General features: G+C 62.2%; 12 protein-coding genes. 2 read left to right on the forward strand and 10 right to left on the reverse strand.

Features of this window, described 5'->3' with window-relative positions:
- The 5 genes from AUR_RS03735 to AUR_RS03755 form a co-directional block, all read right to left on the reverse strand.
- A complete protein-coding gene (locus AUR_RS03735) occupies positions 1 to 2013 on the reverse strand; it encodes a glycosyltransferase (RefSeq protein ID WP_062097253.1) in 2013 nt (670 codons plus the stop codon).
- The gene (glf, locus tag AUR_RS03740) at positions 2010 to 3194 is read right to left on the reverse strand and encodes a UDP-galactopyranose mutase (protein WP_062097255.1); all 1185 of its coding nucleotides are present in this window, start codon (positions 3192 to 3194) and stop codon (positions 2010 to 2012) included. Before glf ends, AUR_RS03735 begins: the two co-directional genes overlap by 4 nt.
- Positions 3195 to 3377: 183 nt before the next feature.
- On the reverse strand, positions 3378 to 4364 hold the full coding sequence (locus AUR_RS03745; protein ID WP_021471883.1) for a Gfo/Idh/MocA family protein: 987 nt from the start codon (positions 4362 to 4364) through the stop codon (positions 3378 to 3380).
- Positions 4364 to 5455, reverse strand: coding sequence for a DegT/DnrJ/EryC1/StrS family aminotransferase (locus AUR_RS03750; protein ID WP_021471882.1), 1092 nt, complete (start codon positions 5453 to 5455; stop codon positions 4364 to 4366). Before AUR_RS03750 ends, AUR_RS03745 begins: the two co-directional genes overlap by 1 nt.
- Positions 5452 to 6069, reverse strand: a complete 618-nt coding sequence (locus AUR_RS03755) for an acyltransferase (protein ID WP_062099255.1) — start codon at positions 6067 to 6069, stop codon at positions 5452 to 5454. The genes AUR_RS03750 and AUR_RS03755 overlap by 4 nt, the downstream gene beginning before the upstream one ends.
- Positions 6070 to 6246: 177 nt before the next feature.
- Between AUR_RS03755 and AUR_RS03760 the strand changes: the two genes are divergently transcribed.
- Positions 6247 to 10446 (forward strand): FtsK/SpoIIIE domain-containing protein, encoded by a 4200-nt coding sequence (locus tag AUR_RS03760; protein WP_062097257.1) that lies wholly within the window; start codon positions 6247 to 6249, stop codon positions 10444 to 10446.
- Positions 10447 to 10467: 21 nt separating this feature from the next.
- Here AUR_RS03760 and AUR_RS03765 read toward each other — a convergent pair whose 3' ends face one another.
- The gene (locus AUR_RS03765; RefSeq protein WP_031216359.1) at positions 10468 to 10977 is read right to left on the reverse strand and encodes a hypothetical protein; all 510 of its coding nucleotides are present in this window, start codon (positions 10975 to 10977) and stop codon (positions 10468 to 10470) included.
- A 237-nt stretch (positions 10978 to 11214) separates the two neighbouring features.
- On the opposite strand from AUR_RS03765, the gene AUR_RS03770 reads away from it, so the two are divergent.
- A complete protein-coding gene (locus AUR_RS03770; RefSeq protein WP_003804966.1) occupies positions 11215 to 11463 on the forward strand; it encodes a WhiB family transcriptional regulator in 249 nt (82 codons plus the stop codon).
- A 116-nt stretch (positions 11464 to 11579) separates the two neighbouring features.
- On the opposite strand, the gene AUR_RS03775 is transcribed toward AUR_RS03770, so the two are convergent.
- Genes AUR_RS03775 through AUR_RS03790 form a run of 4 tightly spaced genes read right to left on the reverse strand, consistent with a single transcriptional unit; the run spans position 11580 to position 19933 of the window.
- On the reverse strand, positions 11580 to 13049 hold the full coding sequence (locus AUR_RS03775; RefSeq protein ID WP_021471878.1) for a sensor histidine kinase: 1470 nt from the start codon (positions 13047 to 13049) through the stop codon (positions 11580 to 11582).
- 30 nt (positions 13050 to 13079) lie between these two features.
- Positions 13080 to 17936, reverse strand: coding sequence for an NAD-glutamate dehydrogenase (locus AUR_RS03780; RefSeq protein ID WP_062097259.1), 4857 nt, complete (start codon positions 17934 to 17936; stop codon positions 13080 to 13082).
- Between the two features lie 57 nt (positions 17937 to 17993).
- On the reverse strand, positions 17994 to 19292 hold the full coding sequence (locus AUR_RS03785) for a CpaE/TadZ family protein (RefSeq protein WP_062097260.1): 1299 nt from the start codon (positions 19290 to 19292) through the stop codon (positions 17994 to 17996).
- A complete protein-coding gene (locus AUR_RS03790) occupies positions 19289 to 19933 on the reverse strand; it encodes a CpaB family protein (RefSeq protein WP_062097262.1) in 645 nt (214 codons plus the stop codon). The genes AUR_RS03785 and AUR_RS03790 overlap by 4 nt, the downstream gene beginning before the upstream one ends.
- Positions 19934 to 20083 lie beyond the last annotated feature (150 nt).

Consider the following 20083-nt stretch of genomic DNA (forward strand, 5'->3'; position numbering starts at 1 on the left):
CTACTGTTTGGGCTCCGAAGCTTCAAATGTTTCACGCCAGGAATCCATGGAGGTGATCTCCGGCAAGGCATCGCGGTACTGGCCACGAAGCGTTTCCCAATTGGAGAAGAGCTGCGCGTGCAACTGTGCCGTTTCGGCGAGCATTTTGCGAACGAGTTTCGGATCGCGCCGGTACCAGGATGCGCCCGTTCCATCGGCGTTTGAGACCACTGCGCTATCCAAGTGCGCCAGGCTCCACCACTTGCCGTCCTGGTGTGCAACATGTGCCTCAGGATTGCTGTGTGCCGATTCACGCACCGGTGCGATGGTCTGCTTCAGGACAGTCTTTACTGCCCATGGAAGAAGTCCAAGGGCACCCGGCTGCTTGTACGTCTGGGGTTTCTTGGGCGGGCGCTTCCTGAAGACCTCCGGGAATGCACCGGGATCGGTCTTGACCTGCGAGTCGACGAAGTCTTCACGCATCGTCCTGAGCTTGGGCATGGTGGTGGGCAACTGCTCATGCAGTTTGGACGGGCCCTCAAGAACATCGCGCAGGGCCATGATGCGTGCCTGCTCGGGGTAGTACTGCATGGACACAAGATGCTTAATGTCCGTGTTCAGGCTTTCCCGGAAGATCCGTCCACCCTTGGGGAAAGGAGAGTGCAGCAGTGCGGCGATCAGGCGGTTCCGCTCGTGGTAATAAGCCTGCCAGTCAACCGAGTCGTCCTTGTCTGCCCAGGAGACGTGCCACACGGCAGCACCGGGAAGCGTGACGGTGGGGTACCCAGCGGCACGGGCACGCAGCGAATATTCTGCGTCGTCCCACTTGATGAATACCGGCAGCGAAAGGCCGATCTCCTCCACGACCGCCTTGGGGATGAGGCACATCCACCAGCCGTTGTAGTCCGCATCCCACCTGCGGTGCAGGAGCGGCGTCGAGCGGAGCCCTTCAGCCGAGAAATCATGGTTGCCCAGGCCCTCCACCGGTCCCCAGAGGAACCTGTAGAAGTTCACTACCTCGGCGTACGCGTGCAGGACGGACTTGTTGTACATGTCGAACATGTGGCCGCCCACAATCGTGGGCTTGCGGCAAAGGTCCGCGAAGGCGACCGCGCGCATGACGCCTTCGGTTTCCAGCTCAATGTCATCGTCGAGGAGCATGACGTAGTCGCTCTTGTCCGAGACGAGCATCTCGTACATGTTGCGTGCAAAGCCGCCGGAACCGCCCAGGTTGCCTTGGTTGATGATGCGCAGCTGGTCACCCATTGAGGCTGCCACCGAGTCGAAGCCATCCTCGTCGGCAACCTTCTTGTTGCCCTGGTCCACGATGATCAGCTCAGCGAGGATCCCGCGCAAGCCCGAATCGGCGTCAATCGCCTTGATGGTTTCCAAGCAGTAGTCGGCACGGTTGAAGGTAGTCACGCCGAGCGTGACCTTACTCTGCGGCCGGCCTTCGGAAGCAACGGCCCAGTGGGCTTTCTTGAGAGTCATCCCGTCGCCGCCGGCAATCAGGTCGAACCAGTACCAGCCACCGTCACCGAACGGTGCGAGGGTCAGCTCAAAGTCGTTCGAAGCGTTGCCCTCCACCAGGATCGAATCAACGCGCTGGGCAGCGCCCCTGGCGTTGGAGCGGTAGACGATGACTGTGCCTTCGCCCTCGGTCTCGATGTGGAGCACGGTTTTGGTGGCTATGGTCCACTTGCGCCAGTAGCTTGCCGGGAAGGCATTGAAGTAGGAGCCGAAGGAGAGTCGCTCGCCCCTGCGGACCTGGACCGAGCCGCGGTCCAGGATGTCTTCCGGGTGGAGTTTGCGGGCCATGCCCACGGCCTGCACGACGGCTGGACCGTTTTCTTCCTGCTTCCGGATCTTATTGGTATCCGGGTCCACGTACAGCGGCAAGGTATCGAGGTCGCGGTTAGCAGGAAAAACCACCCGCTGGACGATGCGAAGATCGCTCTCCCGGGGTGCTGCTTCAGCCTCGGCTTGCGTCGCCGTCATGTTCGTCTCCTGGCTTTCGTTCGTCGTGGCGGTCATGCGTCCACTCCACCGCTTTCCAACTTTGCGCCGCCGCTGAAGTGCGGCTTGATCTTGTTGTCGAACATGGACAGGGCCGAACCGATGGCCATGTGCATGTCCAGATACTTGTACGTGCCCAGGCGGCCGCCGAACAGCACTGATTTCTCGCCGCGCGCCAAGTCACGGTAGGCCAGCAGTTTGCTGCGGTCATCGGAAGTGTTTACCGGGTAGTACGGCTCGTCGCCCTTCTCCGCAAACCGGGAGAACTCGCGCATGATGACGGTGGCGTCCTTGGTGTAGTCACGCTCCGGGTGGAAGTGACGGAACTCGTGGATGCGGGTGTAGGGGACATCGGCGTCGGGGTAGTTCATGACGGCACAACCCTGGAAGTCCTCGATCGGAAGGACTTCTTCTTCGAGGTCGATAGTGCGCCAGGAAAGATCACCTTCGGCATAGTCGAAGTAACGGTCCACGGGGCCGGTGTAGATGACCGGTACCTGTCCCAGCACGGACGAGCGGCCGAACTCTCCGTCATCGAAGAAGTCCGTTTTCAGGATGACCTCGATATTCGGGTGGTCCGCCATTCGTTCGATCCACGCCGTGTAGCCATCCACGGGAAGGCCCTCGTAGGTGTCGTTGAAGTACCGGTTGTCGTAGTTGTAGCGCACGGGCAGCCGGGAAATGATTTCAGCCGGCAGGTCCTTCGGATCCGTCTGCCACTGCTTGCCCGTGTAGTGCTTGATGAACGCCTCATAGAGCGGGCGTCCAATCAACTGGATTCCCTTGTCGTTCAAGTTCTGCGGATCGGTGCCTGCGAGTTCGCCGGCCTGTTCCGTGATCAGGTCCCTGGCCTCGGCCGGGCTCATTGCCGAGCGGAAGAACTGGTTGATCGTGCCGAGGTTGATCGGCATGGGGTACACCTCGCCCTTGTGGCTGGTGTAGACCTTGTGCTGGTATTTCGTGAACTTGGTGAACTGGTTCACGTAGTTCCAAACGCGCTCATTCGACGTGTGGAAGAGGTGCGCCCCGTAGCGGTGGACCTCAATTCCTGTCTTGGCTTCGTTCTCGCTGTAGGCGTTTCCTCCAATATGGTGGCGGCGATCAAGAACCGCGACCTTCAGCCCCAACTCGGTAGCGGCGCGTTCTGCAATGGTCAGGCCAAAGAAACCCGAGCCGACGACGACGAGATCAGCGTTCACAAACTCTCCTGTGTATTGGCGTGCGGGCACAGAAGTGCCCACGTCTACTGGTCAAGGCTACCCGACGAGCCGCGGGTTCCCCGTATCCGCGGCCCTGCCGGCCGCTCACGGGCGCAGTGCCGGAACGGGAAAGGGAGGCCGGCAACAGCCGGCCTCCCCCACAACCCGAACCCGGGATAATCGCTAAAGCGCGACGACGGTACCCGACTTTGCGGAGTCCAAAACGGCCTCCGCGACGCGAAGGGTTTCAAGACCCTCGGCCATGGTCACGATGTTCAGGGACTTGCCCAGAACAGCGTCCCGGAACGCTTCATGCTCCATCTTCAGCGGCTCGCGCTTGGCAAGCGCAAAGCGCGTGGACGAACCTTCCGATACGCCGCGGAAGGCGGCGATGGAATCCCAGTCGGTCTGGAACGTGCCGTTCTCCACGAACGTCAGGTCTGCCGAGATCGTATCGGCAATGAAAGCACCCCGCTCACCGAGGACAACGGTGGTGCGCTCCTTCATGGGCGAGAGCCAGTTCACGATGTGGTTGGTGACCACTCCGCTCTTGAGGTGGCCGATCGCGGTCACCATGTCTTCATGGTCACGGCCGCTTCGGGAAGTTGTGTGCGCCACGACGTTGACGAAGTTGCTCTGTGCCAGCCAAGCCGTGAGGTCGATGTCGTGGGTGGCAAGGTCCTTCACGACGCCAACATCCGCAATACGAGCCGGGAACGGTCCCTGCCGGCGCGTGCTGATCTGGTAAACCTCGCCCAGGTCACCGTTCTCAAGCCGCTCGCGGAGGCTCTGCAACGAGGGGTTGAAGCGTTCGATGTGACCAACGGCACCGATGAGGCCCTTGGACTCGAACGCTTCAGCAATTCTGCGTCCGGACGCCGAGTCATTGGCAATCGGCTTCTCGACGAGGCAGTGGACTCCGGCCTCAGCCAGCTGCAGGGCAACTTCCTCATGCAAAATCGTGGGGACGGCGGCAACTGCCATGTCGATCCCCTGCGCAATGAGTTCCTCGACCGAGCCATGGACTGTCAAGCCGTCGGCTACGTTGTGCGGATCGCCATATGAATCTGCCACCGCGACGAGGTCGACGCCTTCGAGCTCGCGGATAACCCGGGCATGATGGCGGCCCATCATGCCCAAGCCAATGAGGCCTGCGCGAAGATTAGCCACTAGCTGCCTGCCTTCGCCACAGCGTTGACGGCAGCAACGATGCGTTCCAGGTCATCCTGGCTCAGGGAGGGATGCACGGGGATCGAGAGCACGTGGGACGCAGCCTCTTCCGTGACCGGGAGGTCGTCCGACGTCTGGAACGGCGCAAGGCGGTGGTTGGGAATGGGGTAGTACACACCGCAACCAACCTGGTACTCCTCGCGAAGGGCCTTGGCGAAACCGTCGCGGTCATCGGCAATCCGGATGGTGTACTGGTGGTAGACGTGCGCGTATCCTTCGGCGACCTTCGGCGTGGTGACGCCTTCAATATTGGCGTCGAAGAAGGCTGCGTTGTCCTGCCGGGTCTTGGTCCAGCCGTCAACCTTGGTCAGCTGGACACGGCCGATCGCTGCGTGGATGTTGGTCATACGGCAGTTGAAGCCCACCAGCTCGTTTTCATACTGGCGTTCCATGCCCTGGTTCCGCAGAAGGCGAAGGCGACGTTCGACGTCGGCCAGGCCTGTGCTGACCATGCCGCCTTCCCCGGAGGTCATGTTCTTGGTGGGGTAAAGGCTGAACATGGCGAAGTCACCGAAGGTGCCTACCTTACGGCCGTTCACCGATGCCCCGTGAGCTTGGGCGGCGTCCTCGAATACCTTTACTCCATGCTTTTCGGCGACTGCCCCAATGGCATCAACGTTGAACGGGTGGCCGTAGAGGTGCACGGGCATGATTGCCGCCGTGCGATCGGTGATCTTGGACTCAACGGAGGCTGCGTCCAGGGTGTAGTAGTCAGGGTCAACGTCCGCGAAAACCGGAGTAGCTCCGGTCAGGGCGACGGAGTTGGCGGTGGCCGCAAACGTGAACGAGGGAACAATTACCTCGTCACCGGGACCAATTCCCGCAGCCAGGAGTCCCAAGTGCAGGCCGGAAGTTCCGGAGTTGACCGCTACGGCCGCCCGCCCGTCCAAGAGAACCTGGGAAAACTCCTGCTCGAAGGATGCAACTTCGGAGCCCTGGGCCAGCTGCCCGGAGGCCAGCACCGCCTGCACGGCTTTGGCCTCATCGTCACCGATGATCGGTTTGGCCGGGGGAATGAATTCGGGGCTCATGCCTCTACCTCTCGAAGGGTTTCGTTCTGTTCAACATACGTGGCGCCGGTCTCGGGGCAGACCCAGTTTTCACCGCGGCGTTCCAACGGGAAGCCGGCCTTGCCAACCCATCCGCGCCGCCTGGCAGGAACACCTACCATCAGGGCGAAGTCGGGGACATCCTTGGCCACCACTGCCCCGGCCGCGACGGTAGCCCAGCGCCCAATGGTTACCGGAGCCACGCATACGGCGCGCGCACCGATGGAGGCACCCTCACGGATGGTGACTCCAACGGGTTCCCAGTCATGGGCACTTTTCAGGCTTCCGTCCGGGCTGACTGCGCGCGGAAAGGTGTCATTGGTGAGCACCACTGCAGGGCCTATGAAGACACCCGCTTCCAGCTCAGCCGGCTCGTAAACCAGCGCATAGTTCTGGACCTTGCAGTTATCCCCCATCTTTACTCCGGTACCAATGTAGGCGCCGCGCCCAACGATGCAGTTGGCACCGAGTTCGGCCTTCTCGCGGACTTGGGCCAGATGCCAGATCTTGGATCCATCACCAATTACCGCCTCGTCTGAAACATCGGCGGTCTCTGCAACCACTATCACCGGTGAAGGTCCTTCCTCATTGAGCACACGGGACAACGAGTTTCATCTTAGCGGAGACGTACACAGCGTTCGTATCAAGGTAGCTCCGCCGGTGCCGCCGTTCGTTTTCCACATAGCAGATGTCGTCCGTAGTGGCCTGCCGGCTGTCCGCGTAGCGTCGGGACGAGCAGGCGAACCTGCTCCGGACTACGAAAGGATCGGCCAATGCCCTTGCAGTGCACTTTGGCCCGGGGTCCCCTGGCTGCCACGCACGGGCCGCCCAAGGAACTCACGATCCACCTTCCGGAGGGGACGCCGGGAAGGAAGCTGGCGGCGCTGCTCGCCGATACCCACGGAACCGGCAGGATCCATGTTGCCGGGGAAGACTTGAGGACCTTGGTAGTTGGTGTCCCTCCATTGGTGAACGGTTCGGTCCTTGTGGACGGAGGTCAGGGCGGTCATGCACAGGCCAGCCCGCCGGCCATGCTTCTCGTGGCGCATTCCGGCCCGGCGGCAGGGGCAATGTATCCCGTTCTCCGCGGACGGAACCTCATAGGCCGCGGCACGGCCCACATTTCAGTCCCCGATCCTGACATTTCCCGCGAACATGCAGCACTGGACGTCTCTTTTGCGGACTTGACGCTGACCCGCCTGCCGGCGAATCGTTCCCCGGAGCCGAATTGCCGCCCGGCCACCCCGGAACCATCGCTCATGATCGACGGGAAACCCACGAACCTCGGCCCCGTCAACACGTCATCAACCATCCAATGCGGAAATTCGATATTCTCCCTGCTCGCCTCAAAAGCACCGGTGCCACTGCCCGGTACGGAGGCCGGCTGTTCAGTGCACCAGCCATTGGAGGTTCACCGGCCCACGGGCGGCGGCAACCGATGGGCGGGCCTTGTCACTGGCCTTCTGCCTTTGCTCCTCGGCGTCGGACTTGCCTTGGCTACAGGATCATGGATGTTCCTGGGTTTCACCGCGATCTCGGCCGTCAGCCTGTCAGTGGCGGCATTCTCCGGAAGACAAGCCCGCCGCGAGTTTCGCCGCGCCCTCGGCCAAGCCGTGAGTGAGGACATAAAACGTCGGAATCGTTCGTCGCCGTCCGCTGCCGGGATTGCGACGGCGATACTCCTGGAGACGCCCCGGCCCCCGGCCTCTGCTGCTGGTCCCGGCGATTCCGCTTGTGGCGCCGCGGCCCCTGCTGACAGTGAAGGCCGTGCCCTGGCCCGCGTTGCGAAACCAGGTTCCGGCGGTCCAAGAACATCCGGTATCTGGCTGCGCCTTGGTTTGGCCTCGGTTCCGGCCAACATCCGGCTGCTTCCAGAGGACCCTCAGTTCCGCCCTCCCACTTTGGCAGGCGTTCCCCTGACTCTGCCTCCTTCCGCGGGGCAGATTCCGGTTACCGGCGACCCCCTCCACTTCGCTGGTCTGGTCCGCTTGATGCTTATGCAGCTTGCCGCGTATCCCGCAGCCGTTGGTGTCCCCGTGATCATCCTGGGCAGCGGCGCGAACGTGCCTCTTGCTGCCCGGTTCCTGAAGGACTGCCTTGTGGCGGCCACTTCTGAAGCTGCACTGGCGGGCTTGCATGCCTGCAGTGGCAGGCTGCCGGGAAGGCTCTTCGTGTTCAACGCCCCTCCCGCCGGTTCCTCCGGGGTGGAAGCATTGGTGGAGGCGGCCGTTCGAGCGGACTGGCAGGTGGTCAGACACGAAAGAGCCCACCCCGCCGGTTCCAGTGCGTGGACAATCGACATGGATCCGTCCGGAATATCGGCCACACTGGGTTCTCCCGGCGCGCGGCAAAGATTCATTCCCGACCTGGTAACCGAGCCGGTCTTTGACCGCTTCTGCCGGGCGTTATCCGCGCGACAAGCCACATCAGCCGAGGGCGGCCCGCACCTGCTGCCGGATGAGTGTTCCTTGGAGGAGATCGTCCCAAGGGGTCCACGCAGCCTTGCCTCGAGATGGCACAAAAACAGCGGGTCCGGCACATTGAAAGCCGTTCTGGGTAAGGACGGCCACGGTCAGGTGGCCTTCGACTTCCTTATGGACGGTCCCCATTTGCTGGTAGCCGGGACCACTGGCGCCGGCAAGTCCGAACTCTTGCGGACCCTGTCGCTTTCACTGGCAATGAATTACCCACCCCAGGAATTGGTGTTCCTCTTCATTGACTTCAAAGGAGGATCCGGCTTGGGGCCGCTGGAACGCCTGCCGCATTGCGCCGGGTTGGTCACCGACCTTGGCGGTCAGGGCATGAAGCGCGTCCTGGAATCGCTGCGCAGTGAAATCCGGTACCGCGAAGAAGCATTCCACGCCGGGGGCGTTGCCGATATCAAGGACTACCGCCCTCCCGCTTCGGGATCCGTTGGACCGATCCCCCGTTTGGTACTGGTCATAGACGAGTTCCGGATGCTGGTGGATGAAGAGCCCGCAGCCCTCCGGGAGCTGATGCGGATAGCAGCCGTCGGCCGTTCCTTGGGCCTCCACCTGGTCATGGCCACGCAGCGCCCCCAAGGGGCACTGACGGCCGACATCCGCGCCAACGTAACCACAAGCATTGCCCTTCGGGTGCAATCAGAGGCGGAGTCAACAGACATCATCAAGACAGGGGTCGCTGCCGGGATCCCTGTGCGCCTCCCGGGTCGGGCGTTCCTGGCCAGGGCCTTTGGTGCGCCGGAAGAATTCCAATCCGCGTCCGTTCTGGTTGCACATCGCGGTCACTTGGATGAGACATGCGTGCAGCCCGCTCTCGATGGCCCTGACACCCGGGACGGCGATGATTCGGATGCCTGGGAGGAAGCTGCCTCGGGGTCGGACAATCCGGGAGTCGGCCGAAACACCCCGCAACGGGCACCCCGCGGCAGATTGGCGGAGCAGGGTCTGCCGGCGTTTGTGGCAATGATTCAAGCGGCGGCAACCACCATGGGCGCTGGCAGCGCTCCCCGCCGAATCATTGCCCCGCCCCTCCCGGCGGAGATTCCCTGGGACCCGGGGCCCGCTACCTGTGACAGCGTGACCGCTGCCCCCAAGGATGTTCACAGTGGGCACGGCACCGGCCATGGCATCGGTCTTGGCCTGGTCGACCGTCCCGGGTCCCAGACTGTTGAGCTGTTGTCGTGGACGCCGTCAGTGCATGGGCACTTCGCGATGATCGGCAGTACGGGCAGCGGCATGCCTGAAGCATTCAGGGCCGTCTCGGCACGGATCGTCACTACGGACCCCACAGTCCACAGCTACATCCTCGACGCCACTGGCACGTTCCAGGGACTGCCTGAATCCGACCGGTACGGCGCGGTGGCACACCTGCACCAATTGGCGTTCGCTGTACGGGTCCTTGAGCGGATAAAGAGCTTCATGGCGGACCGGCGCAGTTCAAGCGACGGGCCCGTTGCGAGCCCGGGAATCCTGCTCATCATCGCTGGATGGTGCACGTGGGTCTCTGCCATCAGAAACAGCCCTTACGCCTGGGCAGAAGACGTCTTACGCGACATCGTCCGGGACGGAACGCCTCTGGGCGTGACGGTATTGATTTGCGGTGAACGCGAACTCGTCAGTTCGCGGTTCTTTGCGACCATCCCGAACCGTGCTTTCTTTCCGGCCGGCGCCACCGAAGAATCCACTTTCCACTGGCCGAAGCTTCCCCCCGTCGATCCCCTCCCGGGACGCGCGGTGGCTCTGGGCAGCTTCGTTCAGGGGAAGAGTGCCGTCGCCCAGTTCCAAAACACACCTGGCGGGAAGGACTGGCCGTACGGCCCCCTGGCTGCAAAATCCCCTGCCCCTCTGCGCCTTCAGCCTCTTCCTGCCTTCCTTGGGACTAAGGAATTACCGGAGCAACCGCCTACCTGCGGTGACGCGGTGTCGGCAGCATGGTTTGGCGTAGGCGGTGACGACGCCGCGCCACTGGCTATTCCCCTCCGCCGCGGGGGCATTACCTTGGTCCTTGGCGGGCCGGGCTCCGGCAAGACCTCACTATTGCGAACACTCATGTCGGTCAACTCCGCTGTGCCGTGGCTCTCCCCGGTAGAGAACGTCGGAGATGGCGCATTCTGGACCGACCTGGCGGAAGCGGCGTCGCTTGGAGCCTTGGATAAGGACACCGTATTGCTGGTGGACAACGCCGACACCTTGAACCCCCAAGCGCGCCAGTCCTTGGCCGGCTTGGCGGGTTCAGTAGGCGCGATTGTCATGACAGCTACCACTTCCCCAACGCTCCTGCACCGTCTTCCGTTCGCCGAGGTTGTGCAAGCCACCAGGTCGGGCCTTGTCCTCAGTCCCCGCACACCCTTGGATGGCGATGTTTTTGGAGTACGGCTGAACGTTGAGTCATCTGTTCCCCCTGCCGGCCGCGGCATCCTCATCCAGGGGGCCAGCCAAATACCCTTTCAAGCGGCCTACGCCGGCGGGCGTTTCGAGGGGCGGGCTTGACCCGAGGGGCCGGAACACTGGCTAGAGGGCGCCTTCGGTGCCACCTGTCCGGGACGCGAACGAAATAACGTTTGGCTGAAACAGGAAGAGGATGGCAGCAAGGGCAGGCAGAATCATGGCAAGTCCCGGCAGGATCAAGCCGCTCGTCGCCGTGGGAAACCCAATGGTCAGGACGAACAACTGCGCCACCAAGGCAGCGGCCCTCGTCCAACGGTAGCCGCGGAACAAGAAATGACCCACCGCAAAGAGCCATGCTGAGAAGGCCAGCAGCAGACCCAAAGTGAACACTGCTCCCCAGAAGGTGAGCACAGGCGCTCCCGTCAGCAACTCGAACGCGTACCACGCAGCTGCAGTCAGCAACGCAAGAGCTTCCAGCAGTACAACAACGGAAATCACCTTGATTCCCGGAGGACGCTTGGTTTTCGGGAGGGAACCATCAGCGGGACGGCCTACGGGAGCCGCAGCTGACCGGTCCTCGTTTCCGTTGCTGTCAGGGGACGGCTGGGCGGGGTTAGCGGGAGGTCTTGACACACTGGCACACTACCCGAGATAGTCGTTTAGCAGTGAGGGCACTGGCGGCTGGTGTGATGCATCGCTCACGGATTCCGGGCATTTCAACGACGAATACCCCTTGTTTACAAGGCGTTAACATGAAACGCTTGACTCAGACGACCAAGGGGGCCCATGCGGGCCCCTTTCCTTTGAAGCCTCTCGTGAATGTTTTCACAAGGGGCCCCCTAGTTCTCACGAATGGAGTGACTGATCAGCATGGATTGGCGTAATCGCGCAGCCTGCCTCGACAAGGACCCGGAGCTCTTCTTCCCAGTCGGCAACACGGGACCTGCACTTCTCCAAATTGAGGAAGCAAAGAGCGTTTGCCGCAGGTGCCCCGTGGTGGACACGTGTCTGCAGTGGGCCTTGGAGTCCGGCCAGGACGCCGGCGTCTGGGGAGGCATGAGCGAAGACGAGCGCCGCGCGCTCAAGCGACGCGCCGCCCGCGCCCGCCGCGCCTCATAAGCACAGGAAATACGTAAGGCTCAGGCCGCGGACCGAATGGTCCGCGGCCTGAGCCTTTTTGATCCGCTCTTGCCCACCACGGTGGGGAATCAGTGCTTTTCGGGAAACGGTGTCAGTTATCCCCTGGCCAGATTCAACACGATCTCGACGGCGGTACCGCCGCCGTCCCGCGGGCTCCACTGGATAGAGCCGCCAAGCTCGCTCGTGACGAGTGTCCGAACAATCTGCAAACCCAGCCCTTCCGTGTATTGCCCTTCGGGAAGTCCAACACCGTCGTCGGCGACGGTCACCGTCAAGAACTCATCGTTGCCTTCGCCGGGAGTGCGGTCGGCCAAGAGCCACACGGTACCGGTTCGGCCCTCCAGCCCGTGCTCCACGGCGTTGGTGACCAATTCGTTGATCACCAACGCCAGCGGCGTCGCAAAATCGCTCGGAAGCTCCCCGAACATGCCTGAACGCTCCGTGCGGACATGTTGCGATGGCGAAGCGACCTCGGCTGAAAGCCGGAACTGCCTGCCAATCAGTTCGTCGAAGTCGACACTCTGGGTCAGTCCCTGCGACAAGGTCTCGTGGACAAGCGCAATCGTGGCTACGCGCCTCATGGCTTGCTCAAGTCCCTGCTTCGCCTCATCACTGACCATCCGCCGGGACTGCATCCGCAGGAGGGCAGCAACAGTCTGGAGGTTGTTCTTGACGCGGTGATGGATCTCCCGAATGGTGGCATCCTTGGTGACGAGTTCCATCTCTCGCCGCCTCAATTCCGAGACGTCCCGGCACAGGACCAGGGCACCAAAGCGATGCTGCTCATCCCGCAAAGGGATAGCCCGGAGGGACAGGCTGACGCCCCGGGATTCGATCTCACTCCGCCAAGGCATCCGGCCGGTTACTACCAGCGGGAGCGTCTCGTCCACCATCCGGCGGTCCTTGAGCAGCCCTGCCGTGACCTCGGCCAGCGACCTTCCCTCCAGGGACTCCACTTCTCCGAGACGACGGAAGGCGGAGACTCCGTTCGGGCTTGCGTACTGGACCACTCCGTCCGCGTCGAGTCGGATGAGTCCGTCGCCCACGCGCGGCGCGCCACGCCGTGACCCGGTGGGCGATGCGAAATCCGGCCAAAGACCCAGGGTTCCCATCCTCAGGAGGTCGTAGGCGCACTGACGATACGTCAGCTCAAGCCTGGAAGGCATCCTGGAACTGGACAGGTCCATGTGCGACGTAACCACAGCAAGTGTCCTGCCGTTCCGGACCATGGGAACCGCTTCTACCCGCAATGCCATCTCGCTGCTCCAGCTGGTCTCGCTGGAGCGTTCGATCGAGCGGCTGTTCCAGGCCTTCTCAACGAGGGGCCTCAGATCCGAGCGGATGCCCTCACCCACGAAGTCCGCATGGAACACCGTATGCGATGTCGAAGGACGGACGTGGGCGAGGGCAATGTAGCCCAGCTCCGGATGCGGAAACCACAGTGCGAGGTCCGCGAATGCCAAGTCGGCGACCATTTGCCAGTCACCGACCAGGAGGTGCAGCCATTCGGCATCTCCAGGCCCGAAATCAGCGTGTTCCCTGATGGGGTCCGTAAAGATTGCCACTGCACCTCCATTTTCGACGCCGGCTGACAGCTAGCGTCGGACGATTGACCTCAAGAGCCTTAATGCTACCGACAGTGAGGCCATGTCATCGGCCTCGAGTGCGTTCACTTCGTCGAACATGGTCTTCGCCCGCCCGAGTTGTTCAGCATTCTGCCCTTCCCAGGCCTTCAGCCGGTCCTCCGCAGAGGCGCCCTTTTCCGTCGACTCAAGCACCGACGTCGTCATGTCCGCAACTGTGGAATAGAGATCATCCCGCAACGCAGCCCGCGCCAGGGCCTGCCAGCGGTCATCCCGGGGCAAGGCGCTGATGCGCTCCAGCAGGGCGTCCACATGGAACCGGTTGAACACCGTGTAGTAGACATTGGCCACGTCCTCGACGTCGGCGCTACGCGAGGTGGCTATACGGGAGATATCCAGGAGGGCGTAGCTCTCGAACAGTTCCGCCCAACGGTGTGCCAGGTGGTCCGGGAGGTCCCAGGACAGGGCCTTCTCCAACCACTCGGCCACGCGGGCCTTGTCGTCTCCACGAAGGTAGTCCAGGAGCCGGGCACGCAGCGGCACCATCATCGGTTTGAAGGAATCCACGACGTCGGCGATCGGTTGGGATGCGATACCTTGCCCCAGCACCCAGCGAACGGCCCGGTCAAGGAGCCTGCGGATGTCCAAGTGGATCTCGCTCCAATGCTCCGTGGGGAAGGATGCCGGCAACGCGTTCAGCTCGTCCACCATCGAATCGAGCTCATAGATTTCCCGAAGGGCAACGAACGCTTTGGCGACGGCGGCCTCGTTGGCGGACGTCTCCTCAATGGCACGGAAGGCAAACGTGATGCCCCCGAGGTTGATGATGTCGTTTGCCACCACAGTCGCGATGATTTCCCGACGCAAAGGATGGGTATCCAGTTCCGCATCGAAACGCTCGCGCAGTTGCTTGGGGAAGTACTGGCGGATGGTGTCCTTGAACCAAGGATCTTCTGAAAGGTCGCTCTCACGCAGCGCGGATGCCAGCTCGATCTTTGCGTAAGCAGCAAGGACCGAAAGCTCGGGAGAAGTCAGTCCCTGTCCCTGGTCGAGACGCTGCCTCAGCGTGTCCGTTGAGGGAAGCGCCTCAAGATCCCGCTTGAGGTCGGCCGACTTCTCCAACCAGTCCATAAGCCGTTCGTAACTGGGGCTCCACTCCGCCACCCGCGTGCGGTCGTTCAGCAACAGGATGTTTTGGTCGATGTTGTCCTGCAGGACGAGCCGCCCTACTTCTTCGGTCATGTCCGCAAGGAACCGGGAGCGTTCGGACTCCTCCAACTTCCCGGCGGACACCATCCGGTCGACGAAGATCTTGATGTTTACTTCGTGGTCGGAGCAGTCAACGCCGGCGGAATTGTCGATTGCGTCCGTATTGAGAATGACGCCTTGCAAGGCGGCCTCGATGCGGCCACGCTGCGTCAGGCCAAGGTTTCCGCCTTCACCGACGACCTTGACCCGCAGGTCCCGTCCGTCGACGCGGATGGCATCGTTTGCCTTGTCCCCTACGGACGCGTTGGTCTCCGTGCTCGCCTTGATGTAGGTGCCGATGCCGCCGTTGTACAGCAGATCCGCCGGTGCCAACAGGATGGCGCGGAGCAGCTCGGGCGGGCTCAGCTGGGTTGTTCCGTCGGGCAGTCCGAGTGACTGGCGGACCTGCTCGGAGACAGGAATCGTTTTCGCCTGCCTTGGGAAGACACCGCCGCCTTCGCTGATGAGCGCGCGGTCGTAATCGTCCCACGATGACCTGGGCAATTCGAACAGGCGCTGCCGCTCGGCGAATGAAGCCGCCGCATCCGGCGTCGGGTCAAGGAAGATGTGCCGGTGGTCGAAGGCAGCCACCAAGCGGATGTGCCGGGAAAGGAGCATGCCGTTGCCGAAAACATCGCCCGACATATCCCCGACACCCACCACCGTGAACTCTTCGGTCTGCGTGTCCAGGTCCAGTTCGCTGAAGTGCCGCTTGACGGACTCCCAGGCGCCGCGGGCGGTGATGCCCATGGCTTTGTGGTCATATCCAACCGAGCCTCCGGAAGCGAAGGCGTCACCCAGCCAGAAACCATACTCTGCCGCCAGCCCGTTGGCGGTATCGGAAAACGTCGCGGTTCCCTTGTCCGCAGCGACCACCAGGTAGGAGTCGTCGCCGTCGTGCCGGACAACGTCCGACGGCGGAACGAGCTTTTCGCCTTCAGGCGAGGTGACGAGGTTATCGGTGATGTCCAACAGCCCACGGATGAAGGTCTTGTAGCTTTCGATACCTTCTGCCATCCACGCGGCGCGGTCCACGGTGGGATTCGGAAGCTTCTTGGCGAAGAATCCTCCCTTTGCACCCGTGGGCACGATGACGGCGTTCTTTACGGTCTGGGCTTTGACGAGACCGAGGATCTCCGTTCGGAAATCTTCCCGGCGGTCGGACCAACGGAGGCCGCCACGCGCCACCTTGCCAAAGCGGAGGTGGACACCTTCGACCCGTGGCGAGTAAACCCAGATTTCGTACATCGGCCGCGGGAAGGGCAATCCCTCGATGCTCGTCGGATCAAGTTTGAAGCTGAGGTAGCCCTTGTTCTGGAAGTAATTGGTGCGAAGCGTCGACTCGATCAGGTTGACGAAGGTCCGCAGGACACGGTCAGCATCCAGCGTCGCAACGTCTTCGATTGCTTCGGCGAGGGCGGTGCGGGCGGCAGCCTGGCGTTCCTCGCGTTCGTCGTCTGAAACCTCGGGATCGAACCGTGCAGCAAAGAGTACAGTCAGTCCGCGGGCGACTTCAGGGTTGGACAACAAGGTGTCGGCAATGAACCCGAACGAGTTCGTGTTGCCCATTTGGCGCATGTATTTGGCATACGCGCGAAGCACCGTGACCCGGCGCCAGTGCATCCCTTCCCGGAGCACCAAGCGGTCAAAGTCGTCGGACTCGACTGCACCTGTCACCGCGGCGCCGAAGGAATCAGCCAAGAGGTTGCCCGTGGCGAGAGGATCAATACCTGTGGGGTACTTCAGGCCAAGGTCATAGAGGAAGAAGTCGCGGTGGTCGGCGGTTTCGATTTCGAAGGGCCGTTCATCGAGCACTTCCAAGCCCAGGTTGTGGAAGTAAGGAAGGATCTGACTGAGGCTCTTAGGCTCCATGAGGTACAGCTTGACGCGGGCGTCTTCTTCAAGGGACTCTCCCGCCCCCTCCGGAAGGTAGACATGGACACCCGGACGCAGGTTCGCGTTGGTTTCCCCGTTGCGTTCCGCCTGGGCGCCATACTTCTCGAAGCGTTCGATGTCCTCGAGGGCGTCCTCCACCTCGTAGTCCACGCGGTAGCCGGCAGGGAAAGCTTCGGCCCACAACCCTGACAGTACGTCCGCTTCTTCTGCGGGCCGGTTCTCGCGGAGGACTTCGGCTATGCCTTCGCTCCATGAACGGGAGGCGCGCATCAACCGGTGTTCCAGCTCCGCAACGTTCACTTCTGCCAATTCGGCTGTTCGGGGTAGCCGGATCCGGAAGAACACACGGGCTAGGGCCGACTCGGTGATCCTTGCCTCGTAGTCAATGCTTTCGGCCTGGAAGGTTTCCCGCAGCTCCTGCTCGATCCTGAGGCGGACGCTGGTGGTGTAGCGGTCGCGCGGCAGGTACACCACGGCAGACATGAATCTGCCGTAGATGTCGGGGCGCAGGAAGAGCTTGGTCCTGCGGCGCTCCTGCAGCCGCTGGATTCCCGTCGCTGTGGCGGCGAGGTCGGGAACCTCGATCTGGAAGAGTTCGTCGCGCGGGTAGGTCTCCAGGATGCCCAGGAGGTCCTTGCCCGAATGGGAGTCAATGGGGAACCCCGCGTTGCGAAGCACGGCATCCACCTTGTCCCGGACGATGGGGATGTTCCGAACGGATCCTGTATACGCACTCGTGGCAAAAAGGCCAATGAAGCGGCGCTCGCCGTTGACGTTGCCGGCGGCATCGAAGCTCTTCACGCCAATGTAGTCAAGGTATGCCGGACGGTGAACGGTCGATCGGGAGTTGGCTTTGGTGATGACCAGCGCCCGCTTCTCCCGCGCACGCTTACGGCCGGCGTCGGTAAGGTGTTGGATTTGCCGGGTATTGTCGCCTGCACGCAGCAAGCCCAGGCCGCTGTCCTCGCGAAGCTCCAGGACATCCTCGCCGTCCTCATTGATGAGGTCGTACTCCCGGTATCCGAGGAACGTGAAGTTGCCCTTGTCCAACCATCGCAGGAGGTCCTGGGCCTGGCGGAGTTCGGCAATTTGCTCCGGGTGCGAAACGGTGCCCAAAGCCTCGGCAAGTTCCAGGGCTTTGCTCCGCATCTTCGGCCAGTCCTCGACGGCGGCGCGGACGTCCCCCAAGACGCGCTGCAGGCCCTCGACCAGCTCTTTCCGCGCGTCGTCATTCACGCGGTCAATTTCGACGGCGATCCAGGATTCCATGTGCGAGGCGTTGTCGCCGTTCCCCAGCAAGTGCGCCACGCTGGGCAATGCTGCGGTGTCGCCGCTGGAGATTCCGACGTTGGAGGGGACGCGCGAAACGCTGGCCAGATCCCCGGTTTCACGGTTGCGGGTAGCCACGAACAGGGGGTGCATGACCAGGCGGATGGCGCAGTTCTGCCGCACCAGTTCAGCGTTGACCGAGTCGACGAGGAAAGGCATATCGTCCGTGACAATGTAGACGACGCTTCGATCCGCCTCCCCAACGACTTCTACTACTGCATTTCCTGGCAGGCGGGAGGACGCCAGCTCCTTGTGCTTGTTGGCCCGGGCAATCAGGACCTCAGGAGAGTAGCCTCGGGAATCCTCCTCTGCGAGGTGCTCGTAGTAGTCACCGAAGAAACCTTCGCGGACAACTGCTGCATCGGACCGATCCTCCACACTGGACCCTGACGACATCTACAAACGCCTCCATCACCTGTTGATTGCTGCGACTCTGCAGCCCACAAAATGAGCCTAGCGCTTAAGGAACCCAAGGGCTCTGGTATTTCGTCCAGCGGATTCTCGATTATGCTGGATATCTGCACAGGACAGCTCCGCAATGGCTTTACGGAGTGCGGAGTCGGGGGCGGACTCCAGGAGCACCGTTCCCGACAGGAGCGCCGCATCGCAGGCAGCAGGGTCTGAGGGCAGGTAAGCGGAAATGGCCATGCCCGGCCCGAACCGTTCCCAGGCTTGCAGCAGTTGTTGCCTTGGTCCCCGCCCTACCGAAGATTGCCTGACCTTATTGAGGACCACCCGAATGTTGGCCTGTTCAGCGGTGTCCTTCAGCTCCCCAAGTCCTCGGACGAGCCTCGGGATGCCCACGGCATCCGCCGCTCCGACTGCAATGACCTCGTCTGCGAGCTCCATGATTTTCAATGCGGCTCCGTTCCTGCGCGGGGTCATGGAGTCGAAGCTCAATTCCTCGTCAGCCTCCAGGCAAAACCCGACATCCACCACCACAACGTCCGCAAGCTGCTTGGCCCGCTCCACTACGGCTGACAGGGCAGAAGGCCGGAGTTCGGTCCATCGATCAGCGCGGGTAACGCCCCCAAGGAGACGGAAGCTGTTACCCCGCACATGCACCACCTCCGCTATGCGGGTGAGTCCAGCGACGTCAAGGACACCCTGATCTGCCAAGCGGCACGCCTGGGCAAGCCCAGCAGATTCATCAAGCAGACCCAGCATGGCTGATGCACTGGCACCATAGCTGTCCGCATCCGCAAGAATGACTGAGCTTCCCCGGGCAGCCAGTTCGGCAGCGACATTGACCGCAACCGTGGTCCTCCCTGGCGCTCCCACCGGTCCCCACACTGCGATGACCCGCCCTGCGCCCTCCCGGACCACCTCAGCTGCAGGCAGCTGCACCTCCGCATCCGGGAAGAGCCCGGCGAAAGCCGTTCCCGCAGCAGCACGGGGGCTCTCCCTCTGCCGGTCAACCGCACGGGAAATGCGGTCGGCAAGGTCGGCGGCGGCTATGTCCGCCCGCTCCGGCAGCACGCCGATCGCTTCCAGTCGGAGCATTTCCTCAGCGTCATCTGTCAGCACGACAACGGAGACACCCACGGCGTCCAATCTCTCCACGAGGCTGGACGAGAGGTCCGAGGTGTCGGCCGAAATGACGGCGGCCATGGCCAAGCCACTTTCGCATGCTGCGAGCAGCTCCGTCAGTTCCGTGCAGCGCCGAACGACGGTGACCGGACCGTGCAATCGCTCAAGCCCACCCACCACGAACTGTTGGTCGGGGCCGAAGGTGACTACCGGAATGCTCATTGCCGAGCGCCTGAAGGGTTCCAGACCGCGGATACCTTTGCGCCGTTAGCCTGCGCGCCCAGCAGCTCGGGCATCTGTTGATCTGTCACAAGGACCAGGAGAACTGTTGACTTGGACGCCCCCAAAGCACTGGAACCGGGCGCAACCGCGGTCACTTCCGCCCCGGGGAGCAACAGGACCGGCCTGTCGAAGCCGCGTGCAGAGTCCGGTTTCGAAACCCAGACGTCCACCCTGGCCCCGGGAACTACTTGGTCCGGCAGCGCTGTCTCCACAGGGATGGCCACGGGTTTGCGGTCCAAAGCATCGGCCCGCCCGAGGCTTTGACGAGGCACCAACTGGTGCTTTTCGATCCGCTGAAGCGCCACGTCGCCTTCTGCAAGGCCGGCTGAAACCGTTAGGTAGAACGCCTCCACATCTCCCAAACGCACATCAACCGCTTCGAAGTCATCGGCACTTATGGACTGGCCCACAGCGATTGGCTCCTTAGCCGCGTACAGCTTGTTGGTCTTGTCAGCGGAGCCGATAACGGCCACGACTCCTGACACGGACAGCAAGACCAACAGAATCCCGATGAGGAGCCTGGGGTCCTTCCATGAAGGGGCTTTCAATCGCGCCGTTCCGGTAGGTGACCCCTGCTCCATCATTCATGCTCCCCCGTCAGTTGTGACATGCGGCTGTTCCGCCACCTCATTGTCCGGGGATTCCAGCACCAAGCCCAACCGAAGAGCCATGAAAAGCATGAAACTGTGGATAACTGCACCAAAGCCTGCATTTCGATGGCAAAATGGTCC

The sequence above is a fragment of the Paenarthrobacter ureafaciens genome (assembly GCF_004028095.1).
Lineage (GTDB): Bacteria > Actinomycetota > Actinomycetes > Actinomycetales > Micrococcaceae > Arthrobacter > Arthrobacter ureafaciens.

What these genes read in the sequence shown, in the direction of transcription:
- AUR_RS03760 (WP_062097257.1), top strand. Translation starts at nt 6,247, where the DNA reads ATGCCCTTGCAGTGCACTTTGGCCCGGGGTCCCCTGGCTGCCACGCAC.
- AUR_RS03750 (WP_021471882.1), bottom strand. Translation starts at nt 5,455, where the DNA reads ATGAGCCCCGAATTCATTCCCCCGGCCAAACCGATCATCGGTGACGAT.
- AUR_RS03780 (WP_062097259.1), bottom strand. Translation starts at nt 17,936, where the DNA reads ATGTCGTCAGGGTCCAGTGTGGAGGATCGGTCCGATGCAGCAGTTGTC.
- AUR_RS03735 (WP_062097253.1), bottom strand. Translation starts at nt 2,013, where the DNA reads ATGACCGCCACGACGAACGAAAGCCAGGAGACGAACATGACGGCGACG.
- AUR_RS03785 (WP_062097260.1), bottom strand. Translation starts at nt 19,292, where the DNA reads ATGAGCATTCCGGTAGTCACCTTCGGCCCCGACCAACAGTTCGTGGTG.
- AUR_RS03790 (WP_062097262.1), bottom strand. Translation starts at nt 19,933, where the DNA reads ATGGAGCAGGGGTCACCTACCGGAACGGCGCGATTGAAAGCCCCTTCA.
- AUR_RS03770 (WP_003804966.1), top strand. Translation starts at nt 11,215, where the DNA reads ATGGATTGGCGTAATCGCGCAGCCTGCCTCGACAAGGACCCGGAGCTC.